Below are 19,617 nucleotides of genomic sequence, written 5' to 3' on the forward strand. Positions count from 1 at the left end.
AAAACTCTAGTAGCCCTCCCCCACTTTTGAACGAAAACAAAAGGGCCGCCCCACATCAAGCGGGGCGGCCCTTGATCCAGACAAGCTGGTTTTACATCTTGGTGACCTGTGAGAAGTTCAGGGTCACGGGGGTCTCGCGTTCGAAGACGGAAATCAGCACAACCATTGATGAGGCTGCGGCGTTGATCTCTGAGATGGTTGCGGGCATGCCCTCGAAGGGGCCTTCCTTAACGGTGACGGCCTCGCCGATCTCAAAGCCGGTTTCAACAGCGGGGGCAGCCTTGGGGGCGGCGCCTGCTTCTGCCTGCTCAGCTTCAAAGACGGGAGCCAGCATGTCGACAACCTCATCGAGGCGCAGGGGAACCGGGGTGTAGGCGTCCTGCCCGACGAAGCCGGTCACACCGGGGGTGTGACGTACAACGCCCCAGCTCTCGTCGGTCAGGTTCATACGCACCAGAGCGTAGCCGGGGACGCGCACACGGCGAACCAGCTTCTTGGTGGTGTTCTTGACTTCCATGACCTCTTCCATGGGGACCTGAACCTCGAAGATGTCATCTTCAGCGTTCATGGTCTGGGCACGGGATTCGAGGTTAGCCTTGACCTTGTTCTCGTAGCCGGCGTAGGTGTGAATGACGAACCATTCACCTTCCTGGCGGCGCAGCTTAGCCTTGAACTCTTCGAGCGGGTCAACGGCGGGCTCGCCAGTTTCTTCAGCTTCAGTGACTTCTTCGACGACCTCAGCGGCTGCTACTTCAACAGCCTCGTGGCCCTCTTTGGTTGCCTGCTCTGCAGGTTCTACGACCTCTTCGGTTTCAGGTGCAACTTCCTGCTCGGACACGCTTTCCTGCTTTCGTCATTGGGGTTTACTTGAAGGCGCGCACGCCCTACATACACAAAAGATTCTACGGGTTAGGCCGCCGTCGGCCTAGCTTCGTACTTCTAGTTGATGCCGTTACCAAAAATCCAGAAGGCTCCCTGACCGAAAACGTAATCTAGGCCCGAGATGAAGAGCATCATAAAAGCAACGAAGAAAAGAACAATAATCACGTACTGCACCAGCTCTTTACCGGTGGGAGTGGTGACTTTTTTGAGTTCTGCGATAACTTCGCGTAAGAACTGGAAAATGCGGCCGAAGAAGCCCAGCTTCTTCTCTGCGCCTGGTTCTTCAGAATCGGCGGTCCTGGCGGCGATTGATTTAGCCATGGTAGGCCCGCCCCTTTCTAGACTCATCATGAACATGAACTGTTCGATTGACAAATAAACCTGTGAGGCTTGAAGCAGGGCGGACAGGACTCGAACCTGCAACCTGCGGTTTTGGAGACCGCTGCTCTACCAATTGAGCCACCGCCCTTTGAAGGTTACCCCTTCAAGGAGGTTTGGAACCCTTGCGGGCACAAACCTGAAGCTGTTCGGTTGCGAACAACGTTATCTACTGTAGAACATATTTTTTGCTTTGGCAATTTGGTGCGCGCCAGCCCCTCTTCAGGCTCCCGCCCACCCTATGATTGATTTAAGGGGGTAGATGCCAGCCGCCGCGCTGGCGTCCGCACCCTTTTTGCCATAACCCAACGGTCCTGCCCACAGGACGGAAGCGAGAACCTCCCCATGACTGCCCGCGTATCACGCCGCATTGGCGCTATCGCCCCCTCGGCCACCCTCGTCGTTGACGCTAAAGCTAAGGCCCTCAAGGCGCAAGGACGCCCGGTTATCGGCTTTGGTGCGGGCGAGCCCGACTTCCCCACCCCCGACTACATTGTGGACGCCGCCCGTAAGGCTCTTGAGGACCCCGCCAACTTCCGCTACACCCAGGCCGCTGGCCTGCCCGCCCTCAAGCAGGCAATCGTTGAGAAGACCAAGCGTGACTCCGGCATCGATATTGACGCCTCCCAGGTCATCGTGACCAACGGCGGCAAGCAGGCCGTCTACCAGGCCTTTGCCACCGTTATTGACGAGGGCGACGACGTACTGCTGCCCGCCCCCTACTGGACCACCTACCCCGAAGCTATCCGCCTGGCTGGTGGCAACCCCATCGAGGTCTTCGCGGGAGCCGACAAGGAGTACAAGGTCACCCCCGACATGCTGGAGGCAGCCTACACCCCCGCCACCAAGGCCCTGATTTTCGTATCCCCCTCTAACCCCACGGGTGCGGTCTACACCCCCGAAGAGACCAAAGCTATTGGCGAATGGGCGCTGGAGAAGGGCATCATCGTGCTCACCGACGAAATCTACGAGCACCTCACCTACGACGGCGTACCCTTCACTTCCATCGTCAAGGCTGTGCCCGCCCTGGCTGAGAACACCGTCATTCTCAACGGTGTTGCCAAGACTTACGTCATGACCGGCTGGCGCGTGGGCTGGATGATTGCCCCCGCCGACATCACCAAGGCAGCAACCAACCTGCAGTCTCACATGACCTCTAACGTCAACAACATCGCCCAGCTGGCGGCACTTGAAGCTGTCTCGGGTTCCCTCGACGCCGTCAACGAGATGCACAAGGCCTTCGACCGCCGCCGCAAGACCATCGTTGAGGGGCTTAACGCTATCGAGGGCGTCCACTGCCCCACCCCCAAGGGCGCCTTCTACGCCTACGCCGACGTCACCGGCCTGCTAGGCAAGACCATTGCGGGCAAGACCCCGCAGACCTCCGCTGAGCTTGCCGAAATCATCCTGGAAGAGGCTGAAGTAGCGGTTGTTCCCGGTGAGGCTTTTGGCCCCTCCGGCTACCTGCGCCTGTCCTACGCCCTGGGCGATGAGGACCTCACCGAAGGCCTGGCTCGTATGCAGAAGCTGCTGGCAACCGCAGAGTAGTTTGCCTGATTCGGGCACACCCCAGCGGTACGCAGGACGCCAAGTAAGCGCGGCATATGAACCGCAAGCAAGCTGGCTCGGCGGCTGGCGTGAATCGCACCTGAGCGAAGCGAAGCTGCGAGAGGGTCGCTTGCGAAGGTTCATATGCCGCGCTATCTGTAATATCCGGAGTGCCAGAAACTAGAATCTTTCCCGCCCCTAAAGTCGCATTTGACTCTTACTCAGCGACCCAAAACATACAGCGCAACCCACCCCACAGCTACCCAACGCAACCCCTCTTTACTACAATAGAAACCAACAAAGACCCACACTTTGGACTGCCTAAACGGGCAGAAACCCAACAGGGTCACCACCATCATTCCCCACCAGGAATAACACAAGGAGTTTCTCCATGAAGATCGGTCTGCTCACCTCCGGCGGCGACTGCCCCGGCCTGAACGCTGTTATCCGTGGCGCTGTGCTCAATGGCGTCAAGACCTACGGCGACGAGTTCGTTGGCTTCCGCGACGGTTGGCGCGGTGTTGTTGAAGGCGACTTCATGGATTTGCCCCGTACCAAGGTTCGTGGTCTGGCTCGTACCGGTGGCACCATCCTGGGTACTTCCCGCACTAACCCCTTCGATGGTCCTAAGGGTGGCCCCGAGAACATCGAGATCATGATGGAACGCAACGGTATCGACGCTATTGTCGCTATCGGTGGCGAGGGTACCCTGGCTGGTGCTAAGCGCCTGGCTGACGCGGGCCTGCCCGTGGTTGGTGTTCCCAAGACTATTGATAACGACCTACAGGCAACCGACTACACCTTCGGTTTCGATACCGCAGTTTCTATCGCAACCGATGCCCTGGACCGTCTGCGTACCACCGGCGAGTCCCACCACCGTGCCATGGTTGCTGAGGTCATGGGCCGTCACGTTGGTTGGATTGCCCTGCACTCCGGTATGTCCGGTGGCGCTCACGCTATTCTGATTCCCGAGGTCAAGGTCTCATTGGAAGAGGTTTCTGGCTGGGTCAAGGAAGTTCACGACCGCGGCCGCTCCCCCCTGATTGTTGTTGCTGAGGGCTTCATCCCCGAGGGCTTCGACGATGTGATGGCTGGTAAGGGCCAGGAGAAGGACGGCCGCCCCCGCCTGGGCGGTATCGGCGACTGGGTTGCGCAGGAGATTGAGCGCATCACCGGCATTGAAACCCGTAACACCACCCTGGGCCACATTCAGCGCGGTGGCGCCCCCACCGGCTTTGACCGTGTGCTCTCAACCCGCCTGGGCATCCAGGTTGTCGATATGATTCACGACAAGGAGTGGGGCAAGATGGTTGCCCTGCAGGGTACCGAGATTAAGCGCGTTGACTTCGCTGAGGCCCTTAACGGCCTGAAGACCGTTCCGGTCCACCGCTACGAAGAGGCTAAGGTTCTCTTCGGCCGCTAGGCCACACGCCTCACACTAGAAACGACTGCCTCCCCAAGGATTCTTGGGGAGGCAGTCGTTTTTATCGGCACTTGTTTTACCGTGTCTGTGCCGTATCTACCGTGGTGTGGGCTCAGAGAACTCTAGCGCAGAAAGTCCCCCATGTTCCGGCGTCCTGCCACCCGGCCGGCGTCCGGAGCAACAATCACGGTCTGGGTGGCGGCGTACTGGCTGGTTGCGGGGTTGCCGTCGGCGTCCGTATCTCCCCCGTCCACCACGCGCAGGGTGGCGGCGGGGTCAACCGAGCGTTTCAGGACGGCCAGGGCGATAGGCCCAGCCTCGTGGTGCAGGGCCACCGAGGTCACGGTGCCCACCTTCTTCTCGCCGTTCATCACGGCAGAACCGGCAGCGGGCAGGGTGTGCTCGGAGCCGTCCAGGTCGAGGAAGGTCAGGCGGCGGGGCGGGTGCCCCAGGTTGTGCACGCGGGCCACGGTCTCCTGGCCCTTGTAGCAGCCCTTCTCCAGGTGCACGGCGGTACGGAGCAGGTCGAGCTCGTGGGGGATGGTCTTCTCATCGGAGTCCACGCCCACGCGCGGCCGCCAGGCCTCAATACGCAGGGCCTCAGCCGCCCATACCCCGGCTAGCTGGGCTCCTTCGACCGCATCGAGCAGGCGGTGGGCGGGCACGATGGTCAGGTAGCGGCGGTAGGCGGACGCCGGGTGCTCGTCTTCCCCAGCGGACGCGTAGGTGTAGCCCCCGGGGGCAATACCGGCGCTCCAGGGGTCAGTCCAGACAATGCCGCCTACCAACATGGCGTCCGCCCCATCGACCTCGCGCGGGTCAAGGGTGGAACCCAGCACCGCGTGGGTTTCAGTGCGGTCGGTAATCTCAACGCGCAACATGAACTTCATGCGGTTCAAATACTCAACCAGGGGCGCAGCCTGGTCTCGTTCGGTGATCAGCCAGACCGCGCCGTCCTTCTCAACAGCAAAGGCGGAGAACTCGATGCGGCCCTGCGGGGTCAGCAGAAGAAGCTCGGTAGAGTCCCCCTCCCCCAGCCCGGCTAGGACCTGGCTTGAGAGGGTGGTCAGCCAGCTCAGGCGGTCCTCGCCCGCAACCGTCACCACGCCCAGGTTGGAGTGGTCAACCAGGGCAAGCCGGGTACGGCGGGCCAGAGCCCGCTGCTCAGCAACCGGGTCGCCGTAGTGGGCAGCGACCCCAGCGTCCGCCCCGGACGCCGCAAAAGCACCCGGGCGAGACAGCAGGGGGCTACGGTAGGCAGTCACTACTGGTCACCTGCAAGGTTTTCGCCGCCGAACATGGTGGTGCCCAGATCTTCACCGGTCATGGACGAGGTCTTACGCAGCTCAGCCGAAGCGTGCTTCTCAAGCTTGCGGGTTTCGGGGTTAGCAGTTTCCCAGTCCCACATGAGGTTGCCGTTGACCAGGCCCCAGAGGCGTACAGAACCGGCGTAGCCCTTGGTGATGTCGTCCTTGAGCATGTTGCCGGTCTGCATACGCACCACCGGGCCCTTAATCATGCCCACATAGTTTTCGGTCAGACCACCGGGGTGGGCGATGGTGGCCAGCAGGTTGAAGCCGCCGTCCTCGTTGCGCAGGGACTCAACGGACTCAGCATCCTGGTGCACGGGAACCACATCAGCAGGCACCAGGCCGGGCCCGACGTCGCCGTCCACCTGAGGGCGGTCAATCTGCCAGAAGCCGGTCTCAACAGTGATGGTGCGCAGCTTCTGCCCCTGGTCATCGAGCAGGAAGCTCTCGGCGCGGTATTCAATGAAGGGCAGACCGTCCTGGCTGAAGGTAATAATCTGCCCGAAGGGAGTTGATTCTGCCCCCTCGTACCAGAGGGAGCCGGTACCCTCCCAGGTGCCCAGCAGCCAGGAGAAGGGCACGAGTTCGGGGGTAAGGTTGGTGGGAATTTCAATAGCCATACATACCAGTGTAATCGGCAAGCCTGTCTGAGGAGAGGGGCAGTTATGAGCAGCGGGGCGCCCCTCTGACGACTAACCTTCTCGCAGGCTCGCAAAGCTCGCACGCGATTCATGCCAGCCCCAGCCAGTCGTCTGCCGGGGCGCCCCCGCTGCTCCCTTCACCTTAGGCGCCCGAAACATAAAGAAAACCGGCCCTCGCGCAACAGTGCGCGGGGCCGGTGCTGATAAGCCTGTGGGTTGCTTACTTCTGGCCGCGGAAGAGGCCGGTGAGTACGAAACCGATGCAGGTGAAGATAGCCAGACCTGCCAGGCCCAGAAGGACGAGGAAGAAAATTTCAAGTGCAAGAATACTCATACCGCTACCCTACCACGCGAGTGAGGAAAGTCGCACACACATAGGCGATGACGCCGATAAATGCTACGGGTGTTACGCCCAGGGTGACGGCGCCGCGGCGGGGCCCTTCCTTGGGGCCTGCTGAGACAACCCGGATGCCGATAAGTCCCAGCAGCAGGCCGACGACCAGGCCGATGGTGATGACGGGGTAGGCGGTTTCAACGTCCCTGGCCAGGATGGCTAGACCCACCCAGCCTGCCACAGAGACTGAGGCCAGCACACCCGAGACGCAGCTGATGACCGATTCCAGGCGCCCCACAGCACCTTCACCGCGGGCTAGTTCTGCCATGAAACTTGCGACCACGCCCACCGCTGCGATAGCGGGCAGGAAGGCCAGGGGGGAATTGCCGGGATTGAGCCAGGAGTAGAGCAGGGAGGCTACGCCCGATATCAGCACGATGACGGAGTGGGAAGTGATGCGGCGGCGTCCACGCAGTTCGGCGATGCCGGTGGCTGCGGGCCAGCCGCCGGCGATGAGGAGGACGGCGCCCAGCCCGGTGAGTGCTGCGAGGTCGGGTGAGGTAGCTGCGGTGATGACCAGGGCTATAAGGGTGACGAGGGCTGAGAGCGCCACCAGTGTGTAGCGAGAACGGCGGGTTATGCCGATGCGCCCGATGGGCCCTTCGTAGACGGTTTTCTGCCTGGCCCGGCGGAGCTTGGTGAGCTCGGGGACGAAGGTGCGGATAGCTCGGGTGTGGGTGGGGTCTTTAGTCGTCACTCTGGGGTTTCATCTCGCTGTGTGGTGGGCCGGTGGTGTGGGTTCCGGGCTTCTTCTTATCTTCCCGTATTACGAACCTGTTTATCAACGTCTGTGGCCTGCGTTTTATACTGGTGCTTGAGTTGACCTGTTCTAGGGAGTGTATGAGCGTGCTGCATATTGTCGTATTGAGTGATTCTGCGGCTGATGGCGCCGATGTCACTCAGTCGCTGGGGTTGTTGGCTCATCAGATATCGGTTCTTCCTCTGGGCGCTGCGCCGTCGATGGTGCAGGCTGCTGGGCCCGATGTGGTCTTGGTTGATGCCCGTGAGCAGTTGGTTGCGGCCCGTAACTGTGCCCAGTTGTTGAAGGGGTCTGGTTTTACTACGCCGCTGTTGATGGTGCTTACCGAGGGCGGTATGGCTGCGGTGGCGCCGCACTGGATGGTGGACGATATCGTGCTTGAGTCGGTGGGTCCGGCTGAGCTTGAGGCCCGTTTGAGGTTGTTGACGGCGCATGTGGCTGAGGAGGCTGAACCTGAGAGCACGGTGATTCGGGCCGGTGGTATCACGGTCGATGAGGCCTCGTATTCGGCGCGTTTGCAGGGGTCGCCCCTGAACCTGACCTATAAAGAGTTTGAGTTGCTGAAGTTTTTGGTGCAGCACCCCGGGCGGGTTTTTACGCGTGCCCAGCTTCTCTCTGAAGTGTGGGGTTATGACTACTACGGTGGTACGCGCACGGTTGATGTGCATATTCGTCGTCTGCGGTCGAAGCTGGGCCCTGACCATGAGCAGTTGATTACGACGGTTCGCAATGTGGGATATAGCTTTAACTCGGCGCGGTCGGATTCTAGGTAGGCTTAGAGGAGCTGCGATGTGTGTAGGAGGCGCGTGTGGTCTATGAAATTGTTTCACCCAAGGTTTCGGGTGTTGTGCTAGCTGATTTTGAGCGGTTGGCTGAGCTGGCCCGGCGGCAGGACGGCACCTCCCCCTTCTCTGAGCAGACCTTTGTTGAGCTGCGCAAGGCAGCTGCGGGGGCGGACGCCGGTGTGCGGCTTTTTGAGGCCCGGCAGGCTGGTGCACCCCTAGGTTTCGCCGCCCTGGTGAGGGAGGGCGAGCTCTGGGTGCTGGAGGCCGCTGTTGCCCCCGAGGCCCGTGGCCAGGGCCTTGGCTCGGCCCTGATAGGCGCGGCGGTTGAGGCTGCCGGTGAAGAGCCGCTTCGGGCCTGGGTACACGGTGGTTCTGATACGTCTAGCCCTGCCCTGCAGGCGGCAACCCACCTTGCCGATAAGCTGGGCTGGCGCTCTACCCGCGAACTCTACAAGCTGGGTCTGGCCCTGACCGATGAGGCGCGGGAGAGCGTCCGCGCCGCGGCCCAGGCCCGCCCCCTCCCCGCTGACCTGGCGCTGACCGCCTATACCCCCGACCTGGCTGAGGCCTGGGTGCAGGTCAACGCCCAGGCCTTTGCCCACCACCCCGAGCAGGGGCGGCTAACCCTCGATGACCTTGCGGCCCGCACCGACTCTGACTGGTTCCGCCCAGAAGGGTTCTTCCTGGCGGTAGAACAGGACGGGCAGCTGGCAGGCTTCCATTGGACCAAGATTCCTACCGGCCAGGGCGAGGGCCCCGAAGGGGAAGTCTACGCGGTAGGCATCGCGCCCACCTGGCAGGGTAAGGGGCTGGGTAAGGCCCTGACCCTAGCCGGTATGGCCTACCTAGACGATGCTACCGACGAGTCCGGCACCCCCCTTGACCGCATCGTCCTCTATGTCGATGCCGACAACACCGCCGCTGTAGCCCTCTACCGCTCCCTCGGCTTTACACCCCTCACCATCGACCGACAGTACGCACCTGCCCACCCCTAATCTTTACCACCGCCCCTCGCATTGAAAGGCACACCATGACCACCACACCGGCAGAAACCCCGGCCCACCCCCATATCAACGGCGATATTAACAAGCTCGAACGCGCCGAAACCCGCGTAGACCGCATCGACGTGGGCGAAAAAATTAAGCAGCCCAACCTCGAAGGCGACTTCGGCAGCGACCGCTTCCTTGACCGCGAAATCAGCTGGCTTGAGTTCAACACCCGCGTGCTCGAACTGGCCGAAGACCCCAACCTTTACCTGCTAGAGCGCCTGAACTTCCTCTCCATCGTTACCAGCAATCTGGACGAGTTCTTCATGGTGCGCGTGGCCGGCCTCAAGCGCCGTATCGCCACCGGCATCGCTGTGCCCTCAGCAGCCGGGCTCTCCCCCGAAGAGCAGATGGAAGAAATCTCCGAGGCCGCCCACGCCCTGCAGGAGCGCCAGTACCGCGTCTTCCACGAGCAGGTCTACCCCGAACTGGAAAAGGAAAACATCCGTATCGTCGGTTGGGCAGACCTCTCCTCCAGTGAGCAGGAGCGCCTCTCCCGTTTCTTCCGCGCCGAGCTCTTCCCCGTACTCACTCCCTTGGCTGTTGACCCGGCCCACCCCTTCCCCTACATTTCTGGCCTGTCACTCAACCTGGCCGTCATCGTCCGCAACCCCCAGACCGGCAAGGAGCTCTTCGCCCGCCTCAAGGTGCCCGAAGCCATCGAGCGCATGGTGGCCGTTGACGGCGCCCGCGCGGTCAAGTCCTCCTCGGGCGAGGTCCGCTTCATCCCCCTTGAGGTCATTATCGCCGAGCATCTCGACATGCTCTTCCCCGGTATGGAGGTCGTGGAGCACCACGCCTTCCGCGTGACTCGTAACGAGGATCTTGAAGTTGAAGAAGACGACGCTGAGAACCTGCTCAAGGCCCTAGAAACCGAGCTGCTGCGCCGCCGCTTCGGCCCCCCGGTGCGTCTGGAGGTTGAAGACACCATCAACCCCACCATCCTTGACCTGCTCGTTTCAGAGCTGCGTATCGACGAGCACGAGGTCTACAAGCTCCCCGCGCCTCTCGACCTGCGCGGCCTGTCCGATATCGCCAAGACCAACCGCCCGGCCCTGCACTACCCCAAGCACATCGCCCACACCTCCCGCTGGCTCAACGCCAACGAAACCTCCAAGGCAGCCGACGTCTTTACCGCAACCCGCGACCACGACGTCCTGCTGCACCACCCCTACGACTCCTTTGCCACCAGCGTGCAGGCCTTCCTAGAGCAGGCAGCGGCCGACCCGGCCGTCCTCGCCATTAAGCAGACCCTCTACCGTACCTCCGGCGACTCCCCCATCGTGGACGCCCTCATTGAGGCAGCCGAAGCCGGCAAGCAGGTGCTGGCCCTGGTTGAGATTAAGGCCCGCTTCGACGAAGAGGCCAACATCAACTGGGCCCGCAAGCTCGAACGCGCGGGCGTGCACGTGGTCTACGGCATCGTGGGCCTCAAGACCCACTGCAAGCTCTCCCTGGTTGTGCGTAAAGAGGCGGACGGGCTGCGCCGCTACTGCCACATCGGCACCGGCAACTACCACCCCTCCACCGCCCGCTTCTACGAGGATCTCGGTCTCATCACCTGCGACCCGCAAATCGGTGAGGACGTCTCCCGCCTCTTCAACCAGCTCTCCGGCTACGCCCCGAAGACCACCTACAAGCAGCTACTGGTTGCCCCCCGCTCCCTGCGTTCGGGCCTGATTGACAACATCAACAAGGAAATCGAGCACAAGCGCGCGGGCCACGCCGCCAAGATTCAGATCAAGTGCAACTCCATGGTCGATGAGGCCATCATCGACTCCCTCTACCGCGCCTCCCAGGCAGGGGTTGAGGTCAACGTGGTCGTTCGCGGTATCTGTGCCCTGCGCCCCGGCGTCCCCGGTCTCTCCGAGAACATCAAGGTGCGCTCAGTCCTGGGCCGCTTCCTTGAGCACTCCCGCGTCTTCACCTTCGAGAACGCCGGGACCCCCAAGGTCTACATCGGTTCAGCAGACATGATGCACCGCAACCTCGACCGCCGTGTTGAAGCCCTGGTGCATGTGAAGGCAGAAGCCCATATCAAGTACCTGCTCGATATGTTCGACAACTACCTCTCAGAGAAAACCAGCAACTGGCACCTGGCAGCCGACGGCACCTGGGAACGCCACCACCTGGCAGCCGACGGCTCACCCCTGCGCGATGTGCAGGCCTACTACCTGGCTAGCCGCGACCAGAAACGCAACAAGCGAGCCTAAGCCGGGCGCAGACGTCCGCGCCTTGCCCACCGCTCACAGCTAAGGGGCATAGAATGTCCTTGGGTTAACATTCGGTTAACTCAAGGACATTCTCAATGCCCGCCCACCCCCACGGAGCTTCCCACATGCCGCACACCGAGACCTTCTACGCCGCCCACACCCACGACGGAGCGCTCTCGCTCAGCCGGGGCCCCCACAACCGGGCAGCTGTCAACGCAGCAGGCGCCATCATCTGGCGCTGGCACCACGACCAGGTGCAGGTCCTCATCATCCACCGCCCCCGCTACGATGACTGGTCCTGGCCCAAGGGCAAGCAGGACCCCGGCGAAACCCTGCCCGAAACCGCCATCCGGGAAATCCGTGAAGAGGTCGGGCTCAACGTCACCCTCGGCGCCCCTCTGGCGGTGACCGCCTACGAGGTCAAGGGCAAGCCCAAGGAGGTCTACTACTGGGCAGCCGAAGCACCCGCCGGGCAAAAAGCCGTTGCTGACGAGGGCGAAGTGGACGAGCTGCGCTGGGTCACCCCCAAACAGGCCCGCACCATGCTCACCAACGCCACCGACAAAGAGCCCCTCGACGCCCTGCTGGCCCTGGCCCACGCGCAGAACCTGCGCACCCGCCCGGTGATTATCGTCCGCCACGCCAAGGCCAAACCGCGCGCCAGCTGGGCCGGGGCCGAAGGCGAGCGCTCACTTGCGGCTACCGGCAAGCGCCAGGCCCTGGCGGTAGGACGCCTACTGGAGGCCTGGCAGCCCGAACGCATCATTTCCTCCCCCTGGGTGCGCTGCATGCAGACCGTCTACCCCTACTCCAAGGCCTCTGGTATTTCCATCAAGGAGAAGCGGGCCCTGACCGAAGCCCACCATGCCCGGGCGCCAAAGCACGCCCGTAAGGTGGTCGAGTCCCTCTTTGAGAAGCGGGATAAGTCGGTCATGCTCTGCACCCACCGCCCCGTACTACCTACCGTGCTTGAGGTTCTGGGTGAGCACCTCAATAAGCAGCTACGGGGTCACCTACCCACCGAGGACCCTTACCTGAAGCCCGGTGAGATGTGGGTCTTGCAGGTTTCTGTGGCCCATCCCAAGACCGTGGTGTCGCTGGAACAAATTAAGCCTTTTGACGATTAAAGAAGATATGACTGTTATTCCTACCCCCTACGAAGACCTCTTGCGCGAGATCATGGCCACCGGCGATGAGAAGGCTGACCGCACCGGCACCGGCACTAAGAGCGTCTTTGGCCGTCAGATGCGCTTTGACCTATCTGAGAGCTTCCCGCTGATTACCACCAAGAAGGTGCACTTCAAGTCGATTGTGGTTGAGCTGCTGTGGTTTTTGCGCGGGGAGTCCAACGTGCGCTGGTTGCAGGAGCGCGGCGTAACGATCTGGGATGAGTGGGCGGACGAGGACGGCGAACTCGGCCCGGTCTACGGGGTGCAGTGGCGCTCCTGGCCAGCAGGTGATGGGCAGGCTATCGACCAGATCGCCAAGGTGCTTGATTCCCTCAAGAACAACCCCGATTCCCGCCGTCATATTGTCTCTGCCTGGAACCCGGCGGAGGTTGACGACATGGCGTTACCTCCCTGCCATGCCCTCTTCCAGTTCTATGTGAAGACCCGTCAGGACGGCCAGAAAGAGCTCTCCTGCCAGCTTTACCAGCGTTCAGCTGACATGTTCTTAGGTGTGCCCTTCAATATTGCTTCCTATGCCCTGCTCACCCAGCTGATTGCTGAGGAAGTAGGCATGGTGCCCGGCGAGTTCGTCTGGACCGGTGGGGATTGCCATATCTATTCCAACCACTATGAGCAGGTAACCGAGCAGCTTTCTCGCCAGCCCTACCCCTACCCCCGCCTGCGTATCAAGAATAAGAAGCCCTCAATTTTCGACTACGAGTTTGAGGACTTTGAGCTGGTGGACTACCGCCATCACCCCCTGATTAAAGCACCTATTGCGGTCTAGAGCTGAGTGGTAAGCGTGAACGGTGTACAGCTAAAGGGCACAGGGTCTCTGCCGGAGCTAGCAGCCATCTGGGCTCAGGCAAGTAACGGGGTGATTGGCCGCGACGGCGATATGCCCTGGTACGCCCCCGAAGATTTAGCCCACTTCAAGGCTGCCACACTAGGAGCCCCGGTCATGATGGGTCGGGTGACCTGGGAGTCCTTCCCGCCCCGCTTCCGTCCCCTGCCCGGCCGTCTCAACCTTGTGATTACGCGTTCTGTATCGCAGCCTGAAGAAAAGGACGGGGCCGTTTGGGTTCCTTCCCTCAATGCGGCTTTGGAGGCAGCGCAGAGTTTAGCTCCGGACGCCGCCACCTACTGGGTGATTGGCGGCGGCTCTCTCTACGCTGAGGCTCTGGGCCGCACCGACTTACCTGCTGTGGCAGGTGGGCAGGTTGCCCGGGTGGAACGCACGCTCTTTGAGGCTGAGATTCCCGGGGACACCTACGCCCCCGAGCTGGGAACTGACTGGACGCTGGTGGCCGAGGGCGCGCCCGTCCGCTCAGAGAGGGGCTATGCGCTGACTGCCACCGGTGAGAAGCTCCCTCTCACCATGCGGTTCCAGACCCTGCGCCGGGGGCCGGTAAAAGCTAGACTGAAACCATGACTTTTACATCTGGTGATTCCGTAGGCTTTGTTGGTTATCGTGGCATGGTTGGCTCCGTGCTCATGAAGCGCATGCTCGAAGAAGGTGACTTCGAAGGCATCAAGCCGGTCTTCTTCTCTACCTCCCAGGCTGGCTCTGCTGCCCCCACCTTCGGCGGTGCCCTCGAAGAGTCCACCCTCAAGGACGCCCACGACATTGACGAGCTCGCCAAGCTGCCCGTCATCGTGACCGCCCAGGGCGGCGACTACACCAAGGCAGTACACACCCAGTTGCGCGAGCGCGGCTGGAGCGGTATCTGGATTGACGCAGCCTCAACCCTGCGCATGAACGATGATGCCGTCATCGTGCTTGACCCCATCAACCGCGACGTCATCGACCGCGGCCTGGAGTCCGGCGTCAAGGACTTCATCGGCGGTAACTGCACCGTCTCCTGCCTGCTCATGGGTCTCGGTGGCCTGTGGAAGCAGGGCCTGGTGGAGTGGGGTACCTCCATGACCTACCAGGCTGCCTCCGGTGGCGGTGCCCGCCACATGCGCGAAGTGCTCAAGCAGTTTGGCGATATCAACGGTCACGTATCAAGCGAGCTAGACGATCCCGCGTCCGCCATCCTTGAGATTGACCGTAAGGTGCTGGAGCTGCAGCGTTCCGGTGAGCTCGACACCACCCAGTTTGGCGTGCCCCTGGCAGGTTCGCTGATTCCCTGGATTGACTCTGACCTGGGCAACGGCCAGTCTCGCGAAGAGTGGAAGGCTGAGGCTGAGTCCAACAAGATTCTGGGTCTTGAAGGTGATGACCGCGTGGTCCTGGACGGACTGTGCGTGCGTATTGCAACCATGCGCTCCCACTCCCAGGCTCTGACCCTGAAACTCAAGGAAGACCTGACCGTTGAGGAAATCGAAAAGATCATCGATGAAGATAACGAGTGGTCAAAGGTTATCCCCAACACCAAGGACGCCACTGTCGAGGGTCTGACTCCCGTTGCGGCGTCCGGCACCCTGGATATCCCTGTGGGCCGTATCCGCAAGCTGAACATGGGCCCCCAGTACATCTCTGCTTTCACCGTGGGTGACCAGCTGCTCTGGGGTGCCGCAGAACCTGTGCGTCGCATGCTGAAGATTGCGACCGGCACCCTTTAGACTGGTGCTATGACCAAGAACGAGATGCCCCCGATTCACGACTCCCACGAGGAGCTGTGCGGGGGCATTCGTGCTTTAAATTTTAGGGTTGATAAGGGCTCGGACGTCCCGCCCTACTCCCAGCTACGGCGGGCTATTATTGCGGCGCGGGCTTCCGGTGCTCTGGCGGCCGGTGACCGGCTACCGCCAATGCGGGCGCTGGCTGCCGAAACAGGACTGGCAGTAAACACGGTGGCTAAGGCCTACAAGGAGCTGGAAGCTGCCGGTGCCATTGAAACGCACGGCCGGGCAGGGTCCTTTATTACTGCCCTCGACTCAACCGCGCACAAGGCGCAGACCCTAACCGAAAAGTACATTACAGCCATGCGCAAACTGGGCTTCGAAGACCAGCAGATCCACGAGACTCTGGATCATATGCTGGGGTTCGAAAGCTAGAACCCATTAGACTCAAGAGTCTCTGCAAACCTCACCAGCCCAATTTTTCTCAATCCCACCAGATACTCCGTGTGAGTTACCTCTGGGTTCTTCATGTCTCGCACAATGTCTTCAGCAATTTGTTTGATTCTCTGCGGGTTCAGTGCAAACCGGTCGCAGAGAAAATCATCTGGATGAACGGCCCTCACATCAAATGGAGCTAAAGTCTCTTCAGGGAAGTCTTTCAGATTAAAAGTAACGATAAAGTCAGCACGAGCTCGAACTGCTGCTGCTAAAACATGGCGATCTTTAGGGTCGTTACCCATCTGATGTATCAGCGATTCATACTCACAAACTTCTGCATCTGGGAAGTATTTCTGCATATTTCTCACGCGCTTCTCAGCCTGCCCAGGCGTTCGCATGAACGCTGTCTGCAAGTTGCGTTCTACTTCCTCTAGAATCCCATGCGACCAGAGGGGCCTGTACTCTTTTGCATCTGCTAGGCGCAGAAGTAAGTCGCACGTTGGCATCGGTAGCAGTACACATGCATCGAGAACAGCAGATAGCCCAGACATTAAGATTTTCCTGACGGAATGCGAGTCTGCGCAAAGCTTGGAGGTAGGTCAAAGTAGCTACCGTCTGCTGATGATTCTTGCGTTTGTTCTTGGAGGAAAGCTTTACGCTCTCTTCGCTCTTTCTCTTCATACTGAATCAAGTCTGCGAGAAGCACACGGCGATGGCGGCCAACAGTAGTAAAGGGAATATCACCAGATTCGAGAATTTTTACGAGTGTTGGACGAGATATTTGGAGATAATCAGCAGCTTGCTGAGTGGTGAGCTTGGTATCGGTAGGCGTAATCGAAACAGCCTTGTTATGGGCTAAGGCATCAACGATGGTTGTTAGTGTGTCATATAAGAGGAAGGGAATGACCTGTTTTTTACCGTCTGGCGATAGCAGCGCAGGCTGAGCCCCCTCATCCTCACTAGAAGCGCTGTGCAAAAAAGAAAAAAGTAGTTCTAAGTCTGCTTCATGAAAGGTGGAGGGTTCAAGAATAGAACGCTGATTATTCTGAGTGACGGTCATGCCACCACTATAGCACTATTCGAAATATTCGAAATGTTATAGTGTTTGCCTGTAGTGGCAGCCCGTTGGGCAGTAGTGGCTGCGGTTGCTACGGCTGGCCCAGCGGGCGGCGGTGCGACGACGGTGGGCCCGATGCCGCTTAGCCTCTAACTGCCGCCAGATATTCAGCACCTTAGCTTTCGCCCACACGTTCAGGCGGTGGGCCCAGTGGAATTCGGTGCCCCACAGGCTCATGCCCATGAAGATGAAAAGCCAGCCGGGGCCGGGCGTCACCAGCATGATAATACCGGCGACGATGCACAAAAAACCTAGCCCGATAATGAGCAGGCGGTAGAGCAGAAGCAGGGCGGCGTGCCGCCCCATAAAGGCGCGAAAGCGCTCCATACGCCGGTGTAGGCGTCCGCCCTGCCCGCTCTCGATTTCTTTCTCTAGGCTCATGGCGCCCCTGCGTTAGAGAGTAAACCCAACGACCACAGGCTCAGGAACCAGGCGTACCCCGAAGCTTTCCTCAACCCCGGCTCGCACAGCGCGGGCGATGGCCGCGATATCGGCGGTCGAGGCACCACCGCGGTTGGTGATAGCCAGGGTGTGCTTGGTGGAGAGTGACGCTCTGCCACCGGCAAGCTCCGCCGCCTCGCCCTCAAGGCCGAAGCCCTTATCGAACCCGGCGTGCTGGATCAGCCAGGCAGCAGAGAGCTTGACCATGCCGTCCAGGGGTTCACCGGCGGGGGGGGTTGCCGGGTAGCGGGGGGCGTCCTCGGGGAGCTGGGCTGCGACGTCCTGCCCCACGATGGGGTTGGTGAAGAAGGAGCCAGTGGAGTAGGTGTCGCGGTCGGCGGCGTCCAGCACCATGCCCTTGCCGGCACGCAGGCGCAGCACGGTTTCGCGCACCAGGCGAGAGTCGGCGCGCTCCCCCACCTCAACACCCAGCTGGCGGGCCAGCTCAGCGTAACGGACGGGGGCGGACTGGGAGCCGTGCGGCAGCTGGAAGTCTACGGTCAGCACCACGTAGCGGGGAGACCCGTTGACGGTGGACTGTTTGAGAATCGAGTCGCGGTAGGCGAACTTCAAGTCGGCGTTAGCGAAGGTCTTGTAGCCGCCGGTTTCACGGTCCCAGGTGCGAACCGAGGCGATGGTGTGGGCGACCTCAGAGCCGTAGGCCCCCACGTTCTGCACGGGGGTGGCGCCCACGGTGCCGGGAATACCTGAGAGGGCCTCAATACCGGAGAGCTCGTTCTCTACGGCGTAGGCTACCAGGTCGTCCCAGGTGTGGCCTGCCTGCACGCGCAGGGTGGTGCCGCCGCAGGCGTAGTCGCTCACGGTTTCAATACCGGTTGAAGCGATGTGCACCACTGCCCCGTTAAAGCCCTCATCGGCTACCAGCAGGTTAGAGCCCCCGCCCACCACCAGCAGGTCTTCTCCTGCACGGTCGGCGGCGGTTACGGCATCAATAATCTCCTGCTCGCTGGTGGCCTCAACGAAGAGACGGGCGGGGCCACCCACAGCGGCAGTGGTCAGTTCACTTAAAAGCTTGTCAGTCACGGTGCCCATTCTACCGGCTCTGCCGGGGCGCCGCCTGCGAGCGTGCTCACCGGGCGCTGGGAGCTGGGAGCTGGGCGCGGGCGTCCTGGCGGCTAACGCCCCTAGAGCTTTTCGGTGTGGACGGTGCTGCCAGGCTTCTTGGGTTCCAGCTGGCTGGTGAGCAGTAGGGACACAACCGCAAAAACCAGCACGGCTAGCAGGCCGTTGCGGATTCCAAAGTGCTCCCCCAACAGGCCCAGCAGGGGCGGGCCGCCCAGGAAGGCCGCATAGCCGATGGTTGAGACAACGGAGACGCGGACGGCGGCCTTGAGCGGGTCGTCCGAGGCAGCTGACATGCCGGTCGGGAAGCCGAGGGAGGCGCCCAGGCCCCAGACCAGCAGGCCGACAAAGCCCAGGGGTACGGTAGGGGCGAAGATGAAGAGGGCCAGGCCGATAATGGCGAGCGAGCAGGTGGTGCGGAGCACCGGCACCCGGCCAAAGCGGTTGAGCAGGGCGGTGCCGCCAAAACGCCCCACCATCATGGCCACCACAAAGGTGAAGTAGCCCAGCGACCCGATGGTGTTGCTGGTGCCGTAGTCGTGGGTGAGGGCGAGCGCAACCCAGTCGTTGGCGGAGCCTTCGGCCAGCGCCATGCCCAGTACGAAGAGGCCGATGAGGATGGTGTGTTTGTCGCGCCAGGCGTCGCGCACCCGGTAGGAGCCGACGGCGGCGATGGCCTGGGTGTCGTCCTGGCCGTAGTTTTCGCTGTGGCAGAACTTGAGGGAGATGAGGACGAGGGCAGCAACCGCTAACGCGAAATAGGCCATGTGGACGGCGAAGGGCACGCCCAGGCGGGTGTCGAGTGTGCCGATAGCGGCACCTGCTACGGTGCCGATGGAGAAGAAGCCGTGCATGATGGGGGTAACGTAGCGCCCCAGTGCCCGCTCGTTGGCTACGCCCTGCACGTTGGAGGCCACGTTGGAGACAGCGCTACCCAGGCCCTGAAGCATGAGGCCGAGCAGGGTCACGGGCACGCTGGCGAGGTGCACGCCCAGGCCGATTAGGAGCATGCCGGTGACGGTGGTGGTGTAGGCTGCCGCGATACAGCGGATAGCGCCGTGGCGGGCGACGAGGGCACCTGAGAAGCTCACGGCGCAGAAGGAGCCAATGGTCATACCCAGCAGCAGCAAGCCCATGGGACCGGAGCTCAGCCCCAGCCCGTTAGCCACATCGGGCAGGCGGGTCAGCAGGGCAGAAACCACTAAACCGCTGGCAAAGAAAAGACCCAGCACAGCCCTGTACCAGGTCTTAATCTGCCGGTCGGAAAGCTGGGTGCGGGGGTTATGTGCCATGGTGGGTAAGGTCGATTCTCTCGTAGTAAAGCTAAGAGGGCGCGTCAGTGTGTTTGTGTCCTGCTGTCTATTCTAGTGGTCGTGCACAACAAGGCGCCCGCTCAATCTCTGAACGGGCGCCTTTAGTGC

The 19,617-nt window shown here is 61.2% G+C and carries 20 protein-coding genes and 1 tRNA gene; 10 read left to right on the top strand and 11 right to left on the bottom strand.

Going from position 1 to position 19,617, the window contains the following annotated elements; all coding sequences use genetic code 11:
- Positions 1 to 91: 91 nt before the first annotated feature.
- The 3 genes from nusG to ACFP6B_RS10390 all read right to left on the bottom strand — a co-directional run bounded on the left by nusG (position 92) and on the right by ACFP6B_RS10390 (position 1,351).
- On the bottom strand, positions 92 to 838 hold the full coding sequence (gene nusG / locus ACFP6B_RS10380; protein WP_377129767.1) for a transcription termination/antitermination protein NusG: 747 nt from the start codon (positions 836 to 838) through the stop codon (positions 92 to 94).
- A 101-nt stretch (positions 839 to 939) separates the two neighbouring features.
- Entirely contained in the window at positions 940 to 1,203 is a 264-nt protein-coding gene (gene secE, locus ACFP6B_RS10385) for a preprotein translocase subunit SecE (RefSeq protein WP_237194772.1), read from the bottom strand.
- A gap of 75 nt (positions 1,204 to 1,278) precedes the next feature.
- A tRNA-Trp gene (locus ACFP6B_RS10390) sits at positions 1,279 to 1,351 on the bottom strand.
- Between the two features lie 254 nt (positions 1,352 to 1,605).
- On the opposite strand from ACFP6B_RS10390, the gene ACFP6B_RS10395 reads away from it, so the two are divergent.
- Together ACFP6B_RS10395 and ACFP6B_RS10400 are read left to right on the top strand one after the other, a co-directional pair.
- Complete coding sequence (locus ACFP6B_RS10395) at positions 1,606 to 2,808, top strand: pyridoxal phosphate-dependent aminotransferase (RefSeq protein WP_377129769.1); 1,203 nt, start codon at positions 1,606 to 1,608, stop codon at positions 2,806 to 2,808.
- Positions 2,809 to 3,199: 391 nt separating this feature from the next.
- On the top strand, positions 3,200 to 4,231 hold the full coding sequence (locus tag ACFP6B_RS10400) for a 6-phosphofructokinase (RefSeq protein ID WP_377129771.1): 1,032 nt from the start codon (positions 3,200 to 3,202) through the stop codon (positions 4,229 to 4,231).
- A 122-nt stretch (positions 4,232 to 4,353) separates the two neighbouring features.
- Here ACFP6B_RS10400 and ygfZ read toward each other — a convergent pair whose 3' ends face one another.
- From ygfZ to ACFP6B_RS10415, 3 genes are all read right to left on the bottom strand, one after another.
- On the bottom strand, positions 4,354 to 5,496 hold the full coding sequence (ygfZ, locus tag ACFP6B_RS10405) for a CAF17-like 4Fe-4S cluster assembly/insertion protein YgfZ (protein WP_377129773.1): 1,143 nt from the start codon (positions 5,494 to 5,496) through the stop codon (positions 4,354 to 4,356).
- On the bottom strand, positions 5,496 to 6,161 hold the full coding sequence (locus ACFP6B_RS10410; protein ID WP_377129775.1) for an FABP family protein: 666 nt from the start codon (positions 6,159 to 6,161) through the stop codon (positions 5,496 to 5,498). The genes ygfZ and ACFP6B_RS10410 overlap by 1 nt, the downstream gene beginning before the upstream one ends.
- A 359-nt stretch (positions 6,162 to 6,520) precedes the next feature.
- Positions 6,521 to 7,273: a hypothetical protein gene (locus ACFP6B_RS10415; RefSeq protein WP_377129777.1), complete on the bottom strand. Its 753-nt coding sequence runs from the start codon at positions 7,271 to 7,273 to the stop codon at positions 6,521 to 6,523.
- 149 nt (positions 7,274 to 7,422) lie between these two features.
- Here ACFP6B_RS10415 and ACFP6B_RS10420 point away from each other — a divergent pair, with 149 nt between their 5' ends.
- The 8 genes from ACFP6B_RS10420 to ACFP6B_RS10455 all read left to right on the top strand — a co-directional run bounded on the left by ACFP6B_RS10420 (position 7,423) and on the right by ACFP6B_RS10455 (position 15,552).
- Positions 7,423 to 8,109 (top strand): response regulator transcription factor, encoded by a 687-nt coding sequence (locus tag ACFP6B_RS10420; protein WP_377129819.1) that lies wholly within the window; start codon positions 7,423 to 7,425, stop codon positions 8,107 to 8,109.
- A gap of 35 nt (positions 8,110 to 8,144) precedes the next feature.
- Entirely contained in the window at positions 8,145 to 9,116 is a 972-nt protein-coding gene (mshD, locus tag ACFP6B_RS10425) for a mycothiol synthase (RefSeq protein ID WP_377129779.1), read from the top strand.
- A 35-nt stretch (positions 9,117 to 9,151) separates the two neighbouring features.
- Complete coding sequence (locus ACFP6B_RS10430) at positions 9,152 to 11,380, top strand: RNA degradosome polyphosphate kinase (RefSeq protein WP_377129781.1); 2,229 nt, start codon at positions 9,152 to 9,154, stop codon at positions 11,378 to 11,380.
- 95 nt (positions 11,381 to 11,475) lie between these two features.
- A complete protein-coding gene (locus tag ACFP6B_RS10435) occupies positions 11,476 to 12,507 on the top strand; it encodes an NUDIX hydrolase (protein WP_377129783.1) in 1,032 nt (343 codons plus the stop codon).
- 7 nt (positions 12,508 to 12,514) lie between these two features.
- Positions 12,515 to 13,336 (top strand): thymidylate synthase, encoded by an 822-nt coding sequence (locus ACFP6B_RS10440; protein WP_237241559.1) that lies wholly within the window; start codon positions 12,515 to 12,517, stop codon positions 13,334 to 13,336.
- A 15-nt stretch (positions 13,337 to 13,351) separates the two neighbouring features.
- Positions 13,352 to 13,981: a dihydrofolate reductase gene (locus tag ACFP6B_RS10445; RefSeq protein WP_377129786.1), complete on the top strand. Its 630-nt coding sequence runs from the start codon at positions 13,352 to 13,354 to the stop codon at positions 13,979 to 13,981.
- Positions 13,978 to 15,117, top strand: coding sequence for an aspartate-semialdehyde dehydrogenase (asd, locus tag ACFP6B_RS10450; RefSeq protein ID WP_377129788.1), 1,140 nt, complete (start codon positions 13,978 to 13,980; stop codon positions 15,115 to 15,117). Before ACFP6B_RS10445 ends, asd begins: the two co-directional genes overlap by 4 nt.
- A gap of 9 nt (positions 15,118 to 15,126) precedes the next feature.
- The gene (locus tag ACFP6B_RS10455; protein ID WP_237184926.1) at positions 15,127 to 15,552 is read left to right on the top strand and encodes a GntR family transcriptional regulator; all 426 of its coding nucleotides are present in this window, start codon (positions 15,127 to 15,129) and stop codon (positions 15,550 to 15,552) included.
- On the opposite strand, the gene ACFP6B_RS10460 is transcribed toward ACFP6B_RS10455, so the two are convergent.
- The 5 genes from ACFP6B_RS10460 to ACFP6B_RS10480 form a co-directional block, all read right to left on the bottom strand.
- Positions 15,549 to 16,106: a PIN domain-containing protein gene (locus ACFP6B_RS10460; RefSeq protein WP_272878566.1), complete on the bottom strand. Its 558-nt coding sequence runs from the start codon at positions 16,104 to 16,106 to the stop codon at positions 15,549 to 15,551. The genes ACFP6B_RS10455 and ACFP6B_RS10460 overlap by 4 nt on opposite strands.
- The gene (locus tag ACFP6B_RS10465) at positions 16,106 to 16,615 is read right to left on the bottom strand and encodes a helix-turn-helix domain-containing protein (RefSeq protein ID WP_237222552.1); all 510 of its coding nucleotides are present in this window, start codon (positions 16,613 to 16,615) and stop codon (positions 16,106 to 16,108) included. The genes ACFP6B_RS10460 and ACFP6B_RS10465 overlap by 1 nt, the downstream gene beginning before the upstream one ends.
- 36 nt (positions 16,616 to 16,651) lie before the next feature.
- Positions 16,652 to 17,053 carry a PGPGW domain-containing protein gene (locus tag ACFP6B_RS10470; protein WP_237222551.1) on the bottom strand — a complete coding sequence of 134 codons (402 nt, stop codon included), beginning with the start codon at positions 17,051 to 17,053 and terminating at the stop codon, positions 16,652 to 16,654.
- A gap of 12 nt (positions 17,054 to 17,065) precedes the next feature.
- Positions 17,066 to 18,157, bottom strand: a complete 1,092-nt coding sequence (locus ACFP6B_RS10475; protein WP_377129791.1) for a UDP-N-acetylmuramate dehydrogenase — start codon at positions 18,155 to 18,157, stop codon at positions 17,066 to 17,068.
- Positions 18,158 to 18,258: 101 nt separating this feature from the next.
- On the bottom strand, positions 18,259 to 19,488 hold the full coding sequence (locus tag ACFP6B_RS10480; protein ID WP_377129793.1) for an MFS transporter: 1,230 nt from the start codon (positions 19,486 to 19,488) through the stop codon (positions 18,259 to 18,261).
- Positions 19,489 to 19,617: the final 129 nt, after the last annotated feature.

The sequence above is a fragment of the Rothia nasimurium genome, assembly GCF_042660305.1.
Classification (GTDB): domain Bacteria; phylum Actinomycetota; class Actinomycetes; order Actinomycetales; family Micrococcaceae; genus Rothia; species Rothia nasimurium.